We start from the raw sequence: 16,280 nt of genomic DNA on the forward strand, positions 1-16,280 counted from the left end.
TTCTTGTCGGATCAATTTGTGCGATAATCGCACGTTTGAGCGATTATTGTTTACAGCTGGCGGCGCCGCTGTCAATATCGCGGTGCTGGCAGCGGCGTTCCGCCGCGCGGTCCGTGCCGCCCTGCGGGCGGATTTGCGCCAGCACACCCATCTTGATCTTGCGCGGCGCCTTGCCGATGGTCGCGGTCCAAAGCCGCGGCGCGTCGCACGCCGCGGAGAAGGAGCCCGCGCCTTGCGAATTCTCTCCCTCGCGCATCTGACGCTGATATCAGCCGATGCGCTCGCCCTGATCGATGCCGCGGCCGCGGCGCGTTTCAGCCATGTCGGCCTGCGCATCGTGCCCCCGACACCGGATGCGCCGATGCGGCCGGTGATCGGCGACAAGCCATACCAGCGCGACATCCTTGCGCGCCTTGCCGAGACGGGCCTCAATGTGCTCGACATCGAGGCGTTCTGGCTGACGCCGGACACCGACATCGCCGCGATTGCGCCGGCGTTCGCGTTCGGCGCCGAGCTCGGCGCGACCTATGTGGTGGTGGTCGGCAACGATCCGGAGCGTACTCGGCTTGTCGAGCGCTTCGCCGCGCTCAGCGAGCTGGCACAGCGCCACGGGTTGAAGACCTCGCTCGAATTCATTCCCTACAGCACCGTGGCCAGCCTCGACGATGCCGCCAGCGTCGTGCGTGCGGCGGCGCAGCCCAATGCGGGGCTGCTGGTCGATGCGCTGCATCTCAGCCGTTCGGGCGGCACGCCGGCGCAGCTTGCCGCGCTGCCGCAGGGCCTCGTCCACTACCTGCATCTGTGCGATGCGCCCGCCGTGCCGCCGCCGGACGTCGCCGGCATGAAGCGGGAGGCGCGCGGCGAGCGCTGCTATCCCGGCGAAGGTGGCCTGCCGCTCGCCGCCTTCCTCGGCGCGGTCGCGGCCGATGTGCCCGTCGGCATCGAGGCGCCGGACGGCCGCCGCGCCGCATTGTCCTTTGCCGAGCAGGCGCGCCAGGCGCGCGCTGCCGCGCTCGCCCTCGCGCCGCTCGGCGCTCTGGCTTCCCCTGGAGACCCGCAATGACCGTTCAGCTCGACGGCGCCAGCCGCCTCATTCCGATTCTCGGCGATCCCATCGGCCAGGTGAAGGCACCCGCCGGCCTGTCGGCGGAGTTCGCCCGCCGCGGCCACAACATCCTGGTGGTGCCTTGGCATGTCGCGCCCGCGCAGATCGATGGCGCGATCGCGGCGCTCGCGATGGTGCAGAACGTTGCCGGCTTCATCGCCACGGTGCCGCACAAGTTCGCCGCCGCCGCGCGCTGCACGACGCTGTCTGACCGCGGCCGCTTTCTCGGCGCGGTCAATGTCGTCAGGCGCAGCGCCGACGGCTGGCACGGCGACATGGTGGACGGCCTCGGCTATGTCCGCGGCCTCGCTGCGTCGGGGTGCACACTTCAGGGCGCCCGGGCGCTGTTGGTCGGCGCCGGCGGCGCCGGCAGTGCGATCGCGCTCGCCGTGCTCGATGCCGGCGCGGCATCGCTCGCGGTGCACGATACGGACGTGGCCAAGCGCGATGCGCTGATTGCGCGGCTGTCGCAGGTCCATGCCGGCAAGATCGTCGCCGGCTCGGCCGATCCCGCGCCGTTCGATCTGGTGATCAACGCCACCCCGCGCGGCATGCGCGCCGACGATCCCCTGCCGTTCGACGCCGACCGGCTGCGGCCGCAGACCTTCGTCGGCGATGTCATCACCGTGCCGGAGATCACGCCGCAGCTCGCGATCGCGCGCGCGAAAGGCTGCCGCATCTTCACCGGCGTCGGCATGTTCGAGAATTCGCTGGCGCTGATGGCCGAGTTCTATCTCGGCGGCTGAGCGTCAGCCCAGCCCGCGCCACAGCGCGGCGCGCGGCGGGGCGGCGCGACCGCCGGATGATCGCTGGGGTGCCGTGCGGTTCGCCGGCGTCGGCGAGCGGTCGGTGGCCGTCGCCGGCTCGATGTCGACGGCCGCGGCGAAGGCGCGGCGCAGGCGCAGGTCGGCGATGCGGCCGATGTGCCGCCGCAGGATATCACGGCGATCGGGCCGCGCGGCGTCGACGATCGCCGTGCACAGCGTGGTGCTGAGATCGGCGAAGAAGCGGAACGACGGCGCTGCGCCCTTCGGTGCGCGGAGGCGGTCGAGCCCGCGCGCGGCGGTGAGCACCTCGGCGCGATCCATGTCGTCATGGGTTACCGCGAGGCGCAGCAGCGCCAGTAGCCAGCCGCGCAGGGCGGTGGCGTGGGCGGCATCGCCTTCGTCCGCGGCGGACGCTGTGGCCTCGTTCGGTGAGAGAGACGACATTGGCGCGTGGGTCATGCCGGCGCCGCCGGCGTCATTCGACGCGCGGGCCGCGTCAGAAGAAGCCGTCGAGATACGCGGCGGTCTCGTCGGAGATGCCGACGATCTTGTTGGTGGCCTGGCGATAGAACTTGAAGTTCAGCTCGGTCTGCGGCCGGCCGTCGTCCCAGTCGGCATAGGGCTTGAGCTCGTTGCGGCCGAGCCGCCGCCGCGCCAGCGCCGTGCAGGTGACGCGGATGCTGACGCGCGGCGTCTGCCGCGCGAGCCCCGGTTTGCGCGTCAGCGCCTCCGCGGAGATGACGACGGCGCGGGCGATCAGACCCTGGCCGCCCTCGTTCTCGCTGGCGAACACGAACACGGTGTCGCCCTCGGCGATGTTCTTGCCGCCATACATCGTTTTCTGTGACGGAAACGCCAGTGTCGTCAGCGGCGGGCTCGCCACCTGGGCCTTGATCGCGAACACCATGCAGCCTCCCTCGCGCGCAGCGCGCGCGGCTCCGGATCGGCGGTCCGATCCGGGCAGCGTTGCCGCCGGCAACCTGCGCCGGGATCAAGACAGTGGAACGGCGCGGGATCATGTCCGTACATGCCGGCAAGTTCATGGAAGGCTGTGGAGATGTGGCGATGCCGGTGTCGCGCGGGAGCGGTCAGGCCGCGTGGCGCACGGGCAGCGGTGGCTGCGCCGATGGCGGCGCGCGATCGAGGAGGGAACTCTGGGCGGGCCCGGAGAGGTCGAGTTCGATGACGTCGGGCGCCGTGATGATGGCTTCGGGGTGGTGGCCGTTCTCGAACAGCGCGTAGCGCACGGCTTCGGAGCGATTGATGAACAAGCCGCCGTAGAGACCGTTCTGCGCCTGCGCGACCCACTGGCCGCGGCGATTGCGGCCGATCAGGAACAGTGCGGCGCCGCACGAGGGAGGTTTGGTCGAGTCCATGATGGTCTTCCGATCACGTTGATGCCGGTCCGGGTGAGTCCGGGCCGGCGCGGAAAACGTGGCATCGGGGCCATAGGAATTCGAGACGGGCGGCGCGGTCGCCGCATAGGAACGTCATAAGGACGATGCCGCGAGGCGCCCCGCGGGCAGGGCCGACATCATGGGATGGTGAGCGATTCGTTAACGGGCCGTGGTGGTCAGATGTTCTCGAGCAGGCTGGCCGGGCGGTGGTCGAGTGTGGCCGGACGCGATGGCAGGCGGCAGACGCCGTGGGCCGGCGTCTGCAGGGTGAGGACCGGCTCGTAGGCGTCGAGGTCGACGGTGATGGCGTCGTCGAATGCCAGCCACGCGAATGTGAGGACGGCAAAAGCGGCGCCGGCGATGAACGCGGCACGGAGCAGGCTGGCAAGCAGCCCGCGCGGGGCGGCAGGGGCGGTCAGATGAAGCGTTGATGGATCGGGCACTGGCGTGCTCCCGGGTATTATCCCCTTGCAATCATTCAAATATTGACGATGATGGCGAGGAGCGGTATTTTTGGAAACTTGATATTTTCCAAAATAGTCACCACATGCCTTCTGTCAATGGAATGACAGGCACGAACGAAAGGCATGGCTGGCCGGGAGGGTTTGACATGAAGGCGACACAAGAGAGTCGGCAGACCACCGCCGAACTCGACGATCGGCGCTGCCGCGGCCGGCCGCAGCTGCGCTCGGACGACGAGACCCGGGCCATCATCTTCGAGGTGGCGCGTCACCAGTTCATCGAGAAGGGTTTCGCCGCGACCAGCATGGAGACCGTCGCGCGCGGCGCCGGCATCTCCACCCGCACGCTCTATCGCCTCGTGCCCAACAAGACCGCGCTGTTCGAGGCGATGCTGACTGCGCGCATGGACCGCTTCCTTGAGCAGGTCAGCCTGCAGACCTGCGAGCACCAGGACGTCGAGATGGCGCTGCGGGCGGCGCTGACCGTGTGCGCCGAAATGATGTTCGACGAGGAGGTCATCGCCCTGCAGCGCGTGATGCTGGCGGAGGGCGATCGCGTGCCCGAAATGGCGGAAACCTTCTATCAGAAGGCGATGCGGCGCTCGGTGGCGGCGCTGGCCGACTGGCTGCGCGCGCGCCGCCAGCGCAGCCTGATCGAGTTCGACGACGCCGAGGAAGCCGCGGGCATCCTCATCGGCATGCTCGCCTTCGCGCCGCAGCGCGCCGCGCTGTTCGGCCACCAGCCGCTGCCGACGCGCGAGGCCACCGAAAAGCGTGTGTGCACCTGCGCCTCGCTGTTCCTGCACGGCTGCGCCGTCTGACGCGCGCGCCGTTCGCTGCCGCGTTGCTCAGGCGTGCAGGCGCCGCCGCGTGCGGCGCGGTCCGCGCAGCGCCTTGAGGTTGGCGGCGCACAGCGCATCGAAATGATCGAGGATGCGGCCGTCGCCGGCGAGTGCGGGATGCGCCACCGCGGCATGCGCCAGCAAGGTGGCGTTGCGATGCTGCAGCGTCGCCGTCAGGCGGATCTCGTCGGCGCCGGCGTCGGGACATTCCTCCGTCAGCGCCAGCGCGATCTCGTCCACCATCTGCGCGATGCAGTGCTGGAATTCGACGGACGGCCGCGCCGTCTCGGCGAGGCGGATCAGGTTGAGATGCAGCATCTGCGCGCCGCAATGGTCGTTGAGGATTTCGACGAACGGCAGGCGCAGCCGCGTCCTGGCCGAACGGCCCCTTGACGCAAGGCGCGTGTCGCGCAGCAGGCCGACGGTGTCGTCGAGGTGCTGGCGCAGCAGCGCCACCGCGATCGCCTCCTTGCCGCCGAAGTACTGATACAGCGAGCCGATGCTGACGCCGGCGACCTCGGCGATGCGGTTGGTGGTGGCCTCCGCCAGCGGCACGGTGTTCAAAACGCGAGTTGCACCGGCGAGGATGCAGGCGATCATCTGCTCCGAACGCGCCTGTTTCGGGGCTTTCCTGAGCATTCAATCCTCCCTTGCGCCGCATGGAAACGCGAGTTGCCGGCCTCCACCGTGCCGCCGAGGATGCGCTGCGCGAGCCTGACGATCGCGCGCCATCACCAGCCGCGAGGGAACCGCCGATGTTTCGCCGATGCTTGCACCCGGCCACCCTTCTGACAACAGGATTTGTCCTTGCCATGACAGCAGTGATCCCGACGGCGACCGCCGAGCCGGCCGCCATCTCCGTGCCCGGCATGATCATCGAACACAATGTCGCTGTCACCATGACCGACGGCCTTGCGCTGCGGGTCAACATCTATCGCCCGGACAAGCCGGGCCGCTTCCCGGTGGTGATGCTGCACGGCCCGTATGGCAAGGACACGCCGGACGCGGAAGCACCGGCCTATCAGGAGGCCTGGAAGAAGCTGCTGATCAGGAATCCGGAGCTGTGCAAGACCTCGTCGTGCCGCCTCATCCGCTGGGAGGCGCCGGATCCCGAGCGCTGGGTGCCGGACGGCTATGTCATCATTCACGCCGACTCGCGCGGCAGCAATGCTTCGCCCGGGCTGCTCGATCCGTTCGCGCCGCGCCACACCGAGGACTATGCGACGCTGATCGGCTGGGCCGCGCATCAGCCCTGGAGCAGCGGCAAGGTCGGCCTGCTCGGCATCTCCTACTACGCCATCAACCAGTGGCAGGTCGCGGCGCGCCGGCCGGAAGGCCTTGCCGCGATCATTCCGTGGGAGGGCGCGTTCGATCATTACCGCGACGTCTCCCATCATGGCGGCATCCCCAGCACCGCATTCCAGACCATGTGGTTCGCGCGCCAGGTCGCGATCAACCAGCATGGCAATGGCGACACACCTTATCGCGACGCGCTGACCGGCGCGGTCGCCACCGGCGCGCCGCTGCCGCCGTCGTTGCTTCGGGTCAACCGCATCGAGCCGGCGGAGGCGTCGCTGCGCCAGCCGTTCGATGGCGCGTATTATCAGGAGCGCACGCCGGACGGCGCGCGCATCGAGGTGCCGCTGCTGTCGGTCGGCAACTGGGGCGGGCAGGGCCTGCATGGCCGCGGCAACATCGAGGGCTATCTTGCCGCCGGCAGCGCCCAGAAATGGCTGCGCATCCACACCGGCGATCATCACGCGCCGTTCTATGCAGAGGATTCACTCGCGCTGCAGAAACGTTTCTTCGATCGTTTCCTGAAGGGTGAGCAAAACGGCTTCGATCAGGAGGCGCCGATCACGCTGGCGATCCGGCGGCCGGACGGTGTGACCTGGCGGGCGGAGAGCGAGTGGCCGCTGCGTGGCACGCGGTGGGAGCGCTACTATCTCGATGCCGCGGACGGCGGTCTCGCTGCCGGCAAGACACCGGTGACCGCCGAGCGCAGCTATGATGCGTCGGGCGAAGGCCTCACCTTCACCACCGCGCCGTTCGCGGAGGCGACCGAGTTCACCGGGCCGGTGAAGCTCAAGCTGTGGGTGAAGTCGAGCACCGCCGACATGGACGTGTTCGCCACGCTGCGGCTGATCGATCCCAATGGCCACGACGTCACCTTCGACGGCGCGTCGGAGCCGCATGCGCCGGTGTCGCAGGGCTGGCTGCGCGTGTCGCATCGTCAGCTCGATGCCGCGCGCTCGACCGAGGCGCGGCCCTATCATCCGCATCTCGTCGCCGAGCCGATGACGCCCGGGCAGGCGTATGAAGTCGACATCGAGATCTGGGCGACCAGCATCGTCGTGCCCCCGGGCTATCGGCTCGCGCTCACGGTGCAGGGCAGGGATTGGGAGCTGCCCGGCCTCGAAGGACCGTTCAAGGGATCGGGGCCGTTCCTGCATGTCGGCCGCGATGCCGCGCTTTATGGAGGCACCAACACCATCGCCTCCGGCGAAGGACAAGAGTCCTATCTGCTGCTGCCGCGAATCCCCACCAGCCGGTGACGGACAGGGCGGAGTGACTTTGTCGCGTCACTCCGTCCCTTCATTGGTTGCGCGCGAGATCATCGTCAGCCCTGCACCGGGCGCAGATCCCGCGATCGTACGATGTGGCGGCATGTGAGCGATTGTACGTAGATCTGCGGAGATCATCACGCGCGGATTGACGGACGAGCGTCCGTTCGTAGCAAGACAATCTCCTGTTGCCTGCGATTGCCTGTCGATCGAGCAGGAGTGCTGTCGTAGATGGAGCGAAAACCATTGCGGCACAGGCATAACTATCACCGCGCAAAACCTGACGGAACTTGTCGAGTGTTGCTGCAGCCACACAGAATTCCGTGCACGCCTGGCATAGGATGACTCCAGTCATTTTGCGAATGTTGGTCGTCATCAGGGGGAATTGCAGATGAAAAAGGTTTTGCTCTCCACCGCGGTCGCCCTGGTTGGCATCGCAACTGTCGCGGGCTCGGCGTCGGCCGCTGACCTCGCCGCGCGCCCCTACACCAAGGCGCCGCCGATCGTCGAACCGATCTTCACCTGGACGGGCTGGTACATCGGCGTCAACGGTGGTGGTTCCTTCGGCGGCTCTTCGACCGGCAAGCTCGCTGCGTTCTCGACAGCTCCCGCCGGCAACGACTTCACCCCGGCTGTGGTCGCGGGCGGCACGCCGCGTGCGCTCGGCGTCAAGCACAACGGCGGCTTCGGCGGCGGCCAGATCGGCTACAACTGGCAGACCGGACCGTGGGTCTGGGGCCTCGAGACCGACATCCAGGGCGCCAGCATCGGCAGCGCCTCGACGGTGGTCTTCCCCGGCGGCGGCGGCATCGTCCCGAGCGTCTCCACCGGCCGCGATCGCATCGACTGGTTCGGCACCTTCCGTGGCCGCGTCGGCTATGCCGCCGACCGCGTGCTGTTCTACGCCACCGGCGGTCTCGCCTATGGCGAAGCCAAGAGCAGCATCAGCAATATCTACACGCCCAATACCTCCGGCGTGTTCGTCGGCAGCAAGAGCGATACGCGGGTCGGCTGGGCCGCAGGTGCCGGCATCGAGTGGGCCTTCCTGCCGGGCTGGAGCCTGAAGGGCGAATATCTCCATGTCGACCTCGGCCGTACCAGTGTGAACGCCACCGACCCCATCAACTTCCCGGGCGGCGCGTTCGCGACCTACCGCTTCAAGCACGACTTCGACAGTGCGCGTGTCGGTATCAACTATCACTTCAACAGCTTCAGCCCGATCCTGGCCAAGTACTAGGCTGGTCACCAAGGGATCATCGCGTCACGTTCGATCGTCTCCTCCCAACCCAGAAACTGGCCCGGCCTCGTGCCGGGCCTTTTTGTCGAGGGCGAGGGTGCCGCAATCCGGGGGCTTGCGCTCATACCGGGGTGGGGTATGCTCCGTCCATGCGCATGAGCCTGCGAGGAGCGAGCGATCGGACGCGTCCGGGCCTGACCCGGACCGCGCGGCTGCGCGCCGGCTGGTGCCTTGCGCTGCTTTACCTCACCTGTGTGCTGCTGCCGGGCCTGTCGCTGACGCTCGCCGCCGATCCGGCGCGGGCCGCGCCGTGCATCGAGCAGGTTATCGCGACCCCCACGTATCATGCCGAAGCAGCGCATGTGGCCGGGCATGAACACGCGGGTCTCGGTCACACCGCTCCTGGCGATGGCCCCGGCCACGCCGCCGCCCCGGGCGGCGATCACCATCACGGTTCGATGACCGCCATGGCAACGGATGTCGCCGCGGCGCCGGACAGCGGCGATCGCCCATCCTCCCATCACCACACCTCGCCCGGCCCGTGCTGCGCGATGATGTGTCTCAGCGCGCTGCCGGCAGCCCCTGCCGAACTTGCGCTTCCCGCCGCGGTGACGTCGCGTCGCACGCCCGACATTGCCCGCAGCCTCAGCGATGCCGCGCCGTCGCGGCGCGACCGTCCCCCCATGGCCTGATCCGACGTCACGCTGCCGCGTCGCGCTCGCCTGAGCGCGCGCTTTCCGTGCCATCGAGATTCGGGATTTTTCATGCGAGCGCAACCTGCGGCGTCAGCCGCGGCCGCCGTCCGTTCGGGCGCGGCCATCCATCCCCTGTTCCTCATCGGCCGTGCGGCCGCCGTCGCCGCGGTGGTCGCGGCCGGCGGCTGCACGCCGCCGCGCCCGGCCATCGGCGCCGACCCGGCCGATCCTGCGGCGCGCGTCGCGCCGGTGCGCGCGGCGCCGGTCATCGACCGCTACGAATCGCTGCGGCCGCAGACGCCGGCGGCGTGGCCGGCGCAGAACCGGCGCGTGACGCCGGACAGCGGGGAGCGATGACCATGCGGCGCTGGTCATCTCTCATCGCCGCGACGGCGTCGCTGGCGATGCTGTCGGCCTGTGCATCGTTTTCGCCGGATCGCGGCATGGCCGTGGTGTCGCAGGCGACGCAGGCCGCGATCGGTGAGGACACGGTGGCGCGGCGCGACGCCGGCGCGACGGCCGAGGCAGGGGACCGCATGCGGGCGCTGCTGCGCAAGCCGCTTGCGGCCGATGATGCGGTGCGCGTCGCGCTGCTGAGCAACCGCGCGCTGCAGGCCGCCTACAGCGAGCTCGCGCTCGCGGAGGCCGACCAGGTCCAGGAGAGCCTGCCGCCGAATCCGACGCTGTCGCTGTCGCGCATTGCTGGCGGCGGCGCGGTCGAGATCGAACGCCAGGTCGTGGTCGACATCCTGGCGCTGGCGACATTGCCGGCGCGCTCGGAAATCGCGCGCCAGCGCTTTGCTGCCGCGCAGTGGCGCGCGGTCGAGGCGACGCTGCGGCTCGCCGCCGACGTGCGCCGCGCCCATGCGCGCGCCGTCGCCGCGAGCGAACTCGTGGCGCTGCTCGCGGAGACGAAGGACACCGCGGAGGCGATCGCGCAGCTCGCGACGAAGCTCGGCGAAACCGGTGGTCTCAACAAGCTCGACCAGGCGCGCGAGCAGGTGTTTTACGCCGAGACCACGGCGGAGCTCGCCACCGCCCGCCAGGACGCGATGCGCACGCGCGAGGCGCTGACGCGGCTGCTGGGATTGTGGGGGGACGATCTCGCCTATCGCCTGCCGCAGGCCCTGCCGGCGCTGCCGCGACCACCGACGCTCCCGGAGGTCGAGGTCGCGGCGATCAGCCGCCGCGCCGATCTGCAGGCGGCGCGGCGCTCGCTCGCCGCGCTCGCCGGCTCGCTCGATCTCACCCAGGCGAGCCGCTTCGTGTCGCTGCTCGATCTCGCCGGGGTGGCCAAGACCACGCGCGAGGGCGGCGGCACGCTGCGCGAACGCGGCCTCGACGTGCAGCTGCAGGTGCCGCTGTTCGACGGCGGCGAGGTGCGCGTGCGCCAGGCGGCCGAGACCTACAACGCGGCGGTCGATCGCCTCGCGGACCAGGCGATCCGCGCGCGCTCCGAGGCGCGCGAGGCCTACCGCGCCTACCGGGCCTCCCATGACATCGCCCGGCATTATCAGAGCGAAGTTCTGCCGCTACGCAAGGTGATCGCCCAGGAGATGCAGCTGCGCTTCTCCGGCATGCAGGTCGACGTGTTCACGCTGGTGACCGAGGCGCGCCAGCGCGTCGCGGCGCAGCGTGCGGCAATCGCTGCGCGGCGCGATGTCTTCCTGGCGCAGGCGGATCTGTCGGCGGCGATCCATGGCGGCGGGCGCGGCGATGCGGCAGAGGCGCGACCGGCGACGACGGCCGCCGCGGAATGATGACCCCTGGCCCGGATGAGCGCTGCGACATCCGGGTGGGAACGACGAAAGCGGCCCCGGATATCGCTGCGCTCATCCGGACTCCGCGCCGCCTTCACTCCCGACCTCATCCTGAGGAGCCTGCGAAGCAGGCGTCTCGAAGGACGAGGGCGGGGCACGGCGTTGGTGCACGGCCTTGGTGCACAGCCTTGGCCTCATGGTTCGAGACGCGCCTGCGGCGCTCCTCACCATGAGGAGTGGGGTTGGGCGACGAACCACGACGAATGACCTGTTGTTTGGAGATTCCTGATGCTTTCCCGACGTAACTTCATCGGCACCGCGGCGCTGGCGGGCGTCAGCGCGGTCAGCGGCCGCGCGCAGGCCGCCGCCATCCCCGAGGCGGCCGTGATGGACAAGGCGACGACCCAGCCGCCGCTCGCCCCGACGAGCGGGCCGGACTATCGCCCGGTGGTGACGCTCAACGGCTGGACGCTGCCATGGCGCATGAACGGCGCGTGGAAGGAATTCCATCTCGTCGCCGAGCCCGTGGTGCGCAGCTTCGCCGACGGCATGACCGCGCATCTGTGGGGCTATAACGGCCAGGCGCCGGGGCCGACCATCGAGGCGGTGGAAGGCGACACGGTGCGCATCTTCGTCACCAACCACCTGCCCGAGCACACCACCGTGCACTGGCACGGCCTGATCCTGCCGAACGGCATGGATGGCGTCGGCGGCCTGACGCAGCCGCACATCAAGCCCGGCAAGACCTTCGTCTACGAGTTCGAGCTCAGGCACAGCGGCACCTTCATGTACCACCCGCACTCCGACGAGATGGTGCAGATGGCGATGGGCATGATGGGCATGTTCGTCGTGCATCCGCGCGACACGACGTTCCGCCCGGTCGACCGCGACTTCGTCTTCATCATGAGCAGCTATCTCATCGATCCCGGCAGCTACCTGCCCAAGGTCAACGAGATGACCGACTTCAACATGTGGACGTGGAATGCGCGGGTGTTCCCCGGCATCGATGCCCTGCCGGTGCGGCTCGGCGACCGGGTGCGGGTGCGCATCGGCAACCTCACCATGACCAACCATCCGATCCATCTGCACGGGCACAAGTTCGGCGTGTCGTGCACCGACGGCGGCTGGGTGCCGGAGAGCGCGCAGTGGCCGGAGACGACCACCGATGTTCCGGTCGGCGCGGTGCGCGCGATCGACTTCACCGCCGACAATCCCGGCGACTGGGCGTTCCACTGCCACAAGTCGCACCACACCATGAACGCCATGGGGCACGACATGCGCAATCTCATCGGCGTGCCCAGGAAAGACATCGCGCGCGCGGTGCGACGCCTCGCACCCGACGCCATGGTGATGGGCTCGACCGGCATGGCGATGGGCGAGATGGAGATGCCCGCGCCCGACAACACGCTGCCGATGATGACCGGCAGCGGCCCGTTCGGCCCGCTGGAGATGGGCGGCATGTTCACGGTGATGAAGGTGCGTGCCGACCTTGCCGCCAACGACTACCGCGATCCCGGCGCCTACGCTCATCCCGCCGGCACGGTGGCCTACGAGATCGCAACGCCGCCGGCGGCCGCGCCTGCGGCGCCGCTGCCCGACAGCAGCAAGGGCGCGGCGAAACCGCGCACGTGACCATCCGCTTTCCCCACCACCCCTACCCAGCCTAACAGGAGCAATGCCAATGACACTCTGGATCAGATCACTCGCCGTGCTGGCGGGCCTTGCGGCCGCCCCGGCGCTCGCCGCCTCCGGCCACCATCATGGCGGAGCGACGCCGGCGGGCGAGCCGGGCGATCCGCGGAAGCCGTCGCGCGTCATCGAAGTGATCATGGATGACCGCATGTACTCGCCGGTCACCGTCGATGTCGTGCAGGGCGAGCAGATCCGCTTTGTCATCCGCAACGCCGGCGGCGAGGCGCACGAATTCCTGCTGGCGACGCGCGAGGCCAATCTCAAGCACGCCGCCGTGATGAAGAAGCATCCGGACATGGAGCATGACGAGCCCAACGGCCTGCGCCTGGCGCCGAAGGCCAATGGCGAAATTCTCTGGCGCTTCACGAAAACCGGCACGTTCGAATACGCCTGCCTCATCCCCGGTCATCGCGAGGACGGCATGATCGGCCTTGTCACGGTCAAGCCGGCGCCGAGCGCCGATCATCATGCCCCGAAGAAGGAGAGCCGCAAATGAAGTTCACTCCCGCAACGCTGGCGATGGCGCTAGGCTTGTCCGCATCCGTTTCGATGACGTCCGCCGTGTTGGCCGAGGCGCTGGTCAAGGGCGAGGTGCGCAAGATCGACGAGGCCGCCGGCAAGGTCACGCTCCAGCACGGACCGATCAAGGCGCTCGACATGGACGACGATGGCATGACCATGGTGTTCCGCGTCCAGGACACAGGGCTGCTGAAACAGGTCAAGGTCGGTGACCGCGTGCAGTTCGAGGTCGTGCGCACGTCGGCCGGCCTCACCATCACGCGGCTGGAGAAGGCGCGGTAGAACGGGCCCAATCCGTCATCCCGAGGTGCGCAGTAACCCGGCAAAGCCGGGTTACGTCCTTTTTCAAAACTGCAAGTCGTGTAAGCACGACTTGCAGCGCGAGCGTCGAAGGATGGACGGCCGATGCGTTGGTACTCGGGCCGTCGCCCTTCGAGGGTCCCGCTGCGCGGGACCACCTCAGGGTCACGGATCAATTCGATTGAACCTCAGATCACGACGGCCTGGCGGGCCAATTCCAGCTCTCCCATCCAGCGTGGGACCGCGCGCCGGCCTGCCATTTGAGGTTGGCGCGCGTGTGTGCCACAAGGGCGTCGCCGCCGGCGCGAGAGGCCGGCGGCGTTGACGGAGACGCACGACAAGCCATGGGTCACCCCACCGCGATGACAGCGCCGGCCGCGGCCGTGACGACCGGGCCATGAGCCGTCCGCGTCTTCCGCCCCTGATTGCCCTCCGTGCATTCGAAGCGGTGGGCCGCACCGGCAGCGTGCGCGCCGCCGGGGACGAACTCGCCGTCAGCCACACGGTGGTGTCCCGCCATGTCCAGAACCTGCAGAAGAGCCTCGGCATCGTGCTGGTGCGTGGCGAGGGTCGCGGCGTCACGCTGACCGAGGCGGGCGTCGCGTTTCATGCCCAGATCTCGCAGGCCTTCGACATCATCGCGCGCGCCACCGTCGCGGTGCGCCCGGCGACGCGGCCGGCGCTGAACATCTGGTGCATACCCGGCCTCGCCAACCGCCGCCTGCTGCCACGCCTGCCGGAACTGACGGGACCGCCGCGCAACTGGGAGGTCAACCTGCAGCCGACGCTGTCGCATCCCGATCTCGCGCGCGGCGAGGCGGATGCCGAGATCGTGTTCGCCGATGTCATCGAGGTGCGCGGTGCGTTGATGGCCGAGCCTCTGGTGCGGCCGCGGGTGTTTCCGGTGGCGAGCCCGGCCTATCTGGCGCGCTATCCGGCGCTGTCGAGCCTTTCGGATCTCGCCGCCATCGCACTGATCCACGAGGAATCCACCGAGCAGTGGGAGCGCTGGTTCGCGCTCGCCGGCATCGACGTCGTGCCGCCGCTGCGCGGCCAGCGGCTGTGGCACGCGCATCTGGCGATCGAAGCGGCGCGGCTCGGCCAGGGCGTCGCCATCGCCAACGACGTGCTGGTCGCCGACGATCTCGGCAGCGGCACCCTCGTCGAGGTGATGACCTCGGCGGTCTACATGGGCAGCTATCAGCTCGTCGCGCTCAAAGAGCGCTGGAACGATCCCGTCATCGCCGCGCTGCGCGACTGGCTCAAGCAGGCGCTCGCGGTGTAACGCGGCGCCGTCCGGCGAGGTCGGTGGTGTGTTGCGAGGCCCCGGATACGGGCGATCGCCCGCACGCATTCTGCTTCATCCCGAGGAGCCTGCGCAGCAGGCGTCTCGAGGGATGGTGGTCTGGCGACGCCGTGTCCTCATGGTTCGAGACGGCGCTTTGCGCCCCCCGCCATGAGCGGCAGGCGCCGGTGCCCTCGGTGCATTTTTTCAAAAGCCTGAACCCGTGACCCGGATGAGTGCTGCGACATCGGGGACCGACGGCGCCCGCATTGGTGCATTCAGGTCACCAGAGCCGACGGAGAAGCTGATTGTCCGCCGGCCAGCGGTGCTTACGTTTCCTGTCGCGGATGACAGGGAGACGTGGATGACGGCGAATGCGGAGTTGCTGGCGCGGCGGCAGGCGGCGGTGGTGCGCGGGGTCGGTCATGCCACGCCGGTGTTCGCGGCGAGGGCGCGCAACAGCGAGGTGTGGGACGTCGAGGGACGGCGCTATGTCGACTTCGCCGGCGGCATCGCCGTGCTCAACACCGGCCACTGCCATCCCCATGTCATGCAGGCGGTGCGCGATCAGCTCGACAGCTTCACCCACACCTGCTTCCAGGTGCTGCCTTATGAGCCCTATATCGCGCTCGCCGAGCGCCTCAACGCGCTGGCGCCGATCAACGGCCCGCTGAAGTCGATTTTCCTCTCCACCGGCGCGGAGGCGACCGAGAACGCGGTCAAGATCGCCCGCGCCGCCACCGGCCGCAGCGGCGTCATCGCCTTCACCGGCGGCTTCCATGGCCGCACCGCGCTGGCGTCGGCGCTGACCGGCAAGGTCATTCCCTACAAGATGGGTCTCGGCCCGGCGCTGCCGGATGTCTGGCACGTGCCGTTTCCCGTCGGCGATGTTTCGGTCGAGGATGCGCTCCGCCACATCGGCTTCATCTTCAAGGCTGATATCGACGCCTCGCGGGTCGCCGCCATCATCATCGAGCCGGTGCAGGGCGAGGGCGGCTTCCACCAGGCGCCGGTCGAACTGATGCGCGGCCTGCGCCGCATCTGCGACGAACACGGCATCGTGCTGATCGCCGACGAAGTGCAGACCGGATTCGGCCGCACGGGCACCATGTTCGCCATGGAGCACTACGACGTCCAGGCCGACCTGATCTGCGTCGCCAAGAGCCTCGCCGGAGGTCTGCCGCTGTCGGGCGTCATCGGTCGCGCGGTGATCATGGATGCCGCCGAACCCGGCGGCCTTGGCGGCACTTATGCCGGCAATCCGCTGGCGTGCGCCGCCGCGCTCGCGGTGCTCGACGTGTTCGAGCGCGAGAATCTCGTGGCCCGCGCCAATGCCATCGGCGCGCGGCTGCGCGAGGCGATCGCGCGTTTCGCCCGTGCCAACACCCTGCGGCCGATGTCGCCGCCGCGCGGTCCGGGCGCGATGATCGCGTTCGACCTTCTCAAGCATCGCGGCGGCGACGAGCCGGACGCGGAGGCGGCCAAGCTCGTGACGCGGCGCGCCCATGAGAACGGCCTGATCCTGCTGTCGTGTGGCACCAACGCCAACACCATCCGCGTCCTCGTGCCGCTCACCGCCTCCGACGCCATCGTCGACGAAGGCCTTGCCATTCTGGAGCGCTGCCTCGCGGTTTGAGGCAGGCTGATAACTGAAGG

19 protein-coding genes are annotated in these 16,280 nt (G+C 68.9%); 13 read left to right on the forward strand and 6 right to left on the reverse strand.

From position 1 onward, the window contains the following. Positions 1-43: 43 nt before the first annotated feature. On the reverse strand, positions 44-256 hold the full coding sequence (locus JQ639_RS27965) for a hypothetical protein (protein ID WP_211962576.1): 213 nt from the start codon (positions 254-256) through the stop codon (positions 44-46). Here JQ639_RS27965 and JQ639_RS27970 point away from each other — a divergent pair. Continuing rightward, a complete protein-coding gene (locus tag JQ639_RS27970; protein ID WP_211962578.1) occupies positions 233-1,063 on the forward strand; it encodes a sugar phosphate isomerase/epimerase family protein in 831 nt (276 codons plus the stop codon). The two genes, JQ639_RS27965 and JQ639_RS27970, sit on opposite strands and share 24 nt — an antisense overlap. Next, positions 1,060-1,851, forward strand: a complete 792-nt coding sequence (locus tag JQ639_RS27975) for a shikimate dehydrogenase family protein (protein ID WP_211962580.1) — start codon at positions 1,060-1,062, stop codon at positions 1,849-1,851. The genes JQ639_RS27970 and JQ639_RS27975 overlap by 4 nt, the downstream gene beginning before the upstream one ends. A gap of 3 nt (positions 1,852-1,854) precedes the next feature. Here the strand turns inward: JQ639_RS27975 and JQ639_RS27980 are convergent, their stop codons facing one another. From JQ639_RS27980 to JQ639_RS27995, 4 genes are all read right to left on the reverse strand, one after another. Further along, positions 1,855-2,316 (reverse strand): hypothetical protein, encoded by a 462-nt coding sequence (locus JQ639_RS27980; RefSeq protein WP_211962583.1) that lies wholly within the window; start codon positions 2,314-2,316, stop codon positions 1,855-1,857. A 52-nt stretch (positions 2,317-2,368) separates the two neighbouring features. Further along, positions 2,369-2,779: a hypothetical protein gene (locus JQ639_RS27985; protein WP_211962585.1), complete on the reverse strand. Its 411-nt coding sequence runs from the start codon at positions 2,777-2,779 to the stop codon at positions 2,369-2,371. A 181-nt stretch (positions 2,780-2,960) separates the two neighbouring features. Continuing rightward, complete coding sequence (locus JQ639_RS27990; RefSeq protein ID WP_249122822.1) at positions 2,961-3,248, reverse strand: hypothetical protein; 288 nt, start codon at positions 3,246-3,248, stop codon at positions 2,961-2,963. A 197-nt stretch (positions 3,249-3,445) separates the two neighbouring features. After that, positions 3,446-3,712 (reverse strand): hypothetical protein, encoded by a 267-nt coding sequence (locus JQ639_RS27995; protein WP_211962587.1) that lies wholly within the window; start codon positions 3,710-3,712, stop codon positions 3,446-3,448. 167 nt (positions 3,713-3,879) lie between these two features. On the opposite strand from JQ639_RS27995, the gene JQ639_RS28000 reads away from it, so the two are divergent. Then, a complete protein-coding gene (locus JQ639_RS28000; protein WP_211964880.1) occupies positions 3,880-4,551 on the forward strand; it encodes a TetR/AcrR family transcriptional regulator in 672 nt (223 codons plus the stop codon). A 27-nt stretch (positions 4,552-4,578) separates the two neighbouring features. Here JQ639_RS28000 and JQ639_RS28005 read toward each other — a convergent pair whose 3' ends face one another. Next, positions 4,579-5,211: a TetR/AcrR family transcriptional regulator gene (locus tag JQ639_RS28005; RefSeq protein WP_211962589.1), complete on the reverse strand. Its 633-nt coding sequence runs from the start codon at positions 5,209-5,211 to the stop codon at positions 4,579-4,581. Positions 5,212-5,384: 173 nt separating this feature from the next. Here JQ639_RS28005 and JQ639_RS28010 point away from each other — a divergent pair, with 173 nt between their 5' ends. The 10 genes from JQ639_RS28010 to gabT all read left to right on the forward strand — a co-directional run bounded on the left by JQ639_RS28010 (position 5,385) and on the right by gabT (position 16,260). Then, positions 5,385-7,127: a CocE/NonD family hydrolase gene (locus JQ639_RS28010; RefSeq protein ID WP_249122824.1), complete on the forward strand. Its 1,743-nt coding sequence runs from the start codon at positions 5,385-5,387 to the stop codon at positions 7,125-7,127. Between the two features lie 400 nt (positions 7,128-7,527). Beyond that, positions 7,528-8,373, forward strand: coding sequence for an outer membrane protein (locus JQ639_RS28015; protein WP_211962591.1), 846 nt, complete (start codon positions 7,528-7,530; stop codon positions 8,371-8,373). A 155-nt stretch (positions 8,374-8,528) separates the two neighbouring features. Continuing rightward, positions 8,529-9,065: a hypothetical protein gene (locus JQ639_RS28020; protein WP_211962593.1), complete on the forward strand. Its 537-nt coding sequence runs from the start codon at positions 8,529-8,531 to the stop codon at positions 9,063-9,065. Between the two features lie 72 nt (positions 9,066-9,137). After that, positions 9,138-9,425, forward strand: a complete 288-nt coding sequence (locus JQ639_RS28025) for a hypothetical protein (RefSeq protein ID WP_211962595.1) — start codon at positions 9,138-9,140, stop codon at positions 9,423-9,425. After that, positions 9,422-10,828 carry a TolC family protein gene (locus JQ639_RS28030; RefSeq protein ID WP_211962597.1) on the forward strand — a complete coding sequence of 469 codons (1,407 nt, stop codon included), beginning with the start codon at positions 9,422-9,424 and terminating at the stop codon, positions 10,826-10,828. Before JQ639_RS28025 ends, JQ639_RS28030 begins: the two co-directional genes overlap by 4 nt. Before the next feature lie 288 nt (positions 10,829-11,116). Then, positions 11,117-12,460: a multicopper oxidase family protein gene (locus tag JQ639_RS28035; protein WP_211962599.1), complete on the forward strand. Its 1,344-nt coding sequence runs from the start codon at positions 11,117-11,119 to the stop codon at positions 12,458-12,460. A gap of 49 nt (positions 12,461-12,509) precedes the next feature. Continuing rightward, entirely contained in the window at positions 12,510-13,016 is a 507-nt protein-coding gene (locus tag JQ639_RS28040; RefSeq protein ID WP_371744977.1) for a cupredoxin domain-containing protein, read from the forward strand. 53 nt (positions 13,017-13,069) lie between these two features. Further along, positions 13,070-13,321 (forward strand): copper-binding protein, encoded by a 252-nt coding sequence (locus JQ639_RS28045; RefSeq protein ID WP_371745019.1) that lies wholly within the window; start codon positions 13,070-13,072, stop codon positions 13,319-13,321. Positions 13,322-13,736: 415 nt separating this feature from the next. Then, positions 13,737-14,624 carry a LysR substrate-binding domain-containing protein gene (locus JQ639_RS28050; RefSeq protein ID WP_211962604.1) on the forward strand — a complete coding sequence of 296 codons (888 nt, stop codon included), beginning with the start codon at positions 13,737-13,739 and terminating at the stop codon, positions 14,622-14,624. A 364-nt stretch (positions 14,625-14,988) separates the two neighbouring features. Further along, entirely contained in the window at positions 14,989-16,260 is a 1,272-nt protein-coding gene (gene gabT / locus JQ639_RS28055; protein WP_211962605.1) for a 4-aminobutyrate--2-oxoglutarate transaminase, read from the forward strand. Positions 16,261-16,280: the final 20 nt, after the last annotated feature.

It is taken from the genome of Bradyrhizobium sp. U87765 SZCCT0048, assembly GCF_018131225.1.
GTDB lineage: Bacteria > Pseudomonadota > Alphaproteobacteria > Rhizobiales > Xanthobacteraceae > Bradyrhizobium_A.

Coding starts and splice junctions, on each gene's coding strand:
- JQ639_RS27965 (WP_211962576.1), bottom strand. CDS start 256: ATGCGCGAGGGAGAGAATTCGCAAGGCGCGGGCTCCTTCTCCGCGGCG.
- JQ639_RS27975 (WP_211962580.1), top strand. CDS start 1,060: ATGACCGTTCAGCTCGACGGCGCCAGCCGCCTCATTCCGATTCTCGGC.
- JQ639_RS27980 (WP_211962583.1), bottom strand. CDS start 2,316: ATGTCGTCTCTCTCACCGAACGAGGCCACAGCGTCCGCCGCGGACGAA.
- JQ639_RS27985 (WP_211962585.1), bottom strand. CDS start 2,779: ATGGTGTTCGCGATCAAGGCCCAGGTGGCGAGCCCGCCGCTGACGACA.
- JQ639_RS27990 (WP_249122822.1), bottom strand. CDS start 3,248: ATGGACTCGACCAAACCTCCCTCGTGCGGCGCCGCACTGTTCCTGATC.
- JQ639_RS28000 (WP_211964880.1), top strand. CDS start 3,880: ATGAAGGCGACACAAGAGAGTCGGCAGACCACCGCCGAACTCGACGAT.
- JQ639_RS28005 (WP_211962589.1), bottom strand. CDS start 5,211: ATGCTCAGGAAAGCCCCGAAACAGGCGCGTTCGGAGCAGATGATCGCC.
- JQ639_RS28010 (WP_249122824.1), top strand. CDS start 5,385: ATGACAGCAGTGATCCCGACGGCGACCGCCGAGCCGGCCGCCATCTCC.
- JQ639_RS28015 (WP_211962591.1), top strand. CDS start 7,528: ATGAAAAAGGTTTTGCTCTCCACCGCGGTCGCCCTGGTTGGCATCGCA.
- JQ639_RS28020 (WP_211962593.1), top strand. CDS start 8,529: ATGAGCCTGCGAGGAGCGAGCGATCGGACGCGTCCGGGCCTGACCCGG.
- JQ639_RS28025 (WP_211962595.1), top strand. CDS start 9,138: ATGCGAGCGCAACCTGCGGCGTCAGCCGCGGCCGCCGTCCGTTCGGGC.
- JQ639_RS28030 (WP_211962597.1), top strand. CDS start 9,422: ATGACCATGCGGCGCTGGTCATCTCTCATCGCCGCGACGGCGTCGCTG.
- JQ639_RS28035 (WP_211962599.1), top strand. CDS start 11,117: ATGCTTTCCCGACGTAACTTCATCGGCACCGCGGCGCTGGCGGGCGTC.
- JQ639_RS28040 (WP_371744977.1), top strand. CDS start 12,510: ATGACACTCTGGATCAGATCACTCGCCGTGCTGGCGGGCCTTGCGGCC.
- JQ639_RS28045 (WP_371745019.1), top strand. CDS start 13,070: ATGACGTCCGCCGTGTTGGCCGAGGCGCTGGTCAAGGGCGAGGTGCGC.
- JQ639_RS28050 (WP_211962604.1), top strand. CDS start 13,737: ATGAGCCGTCCGCGTCTTCCGCCCCTGATTGCCCTCCGTGCATTCGAA.
- gabT (WP_211962605.1), top strand. CDS start 14,989: ATGACGGCGAATGCGGAGTTGCTGGCGCGGCGGCAGGCGGCGGTGGTG.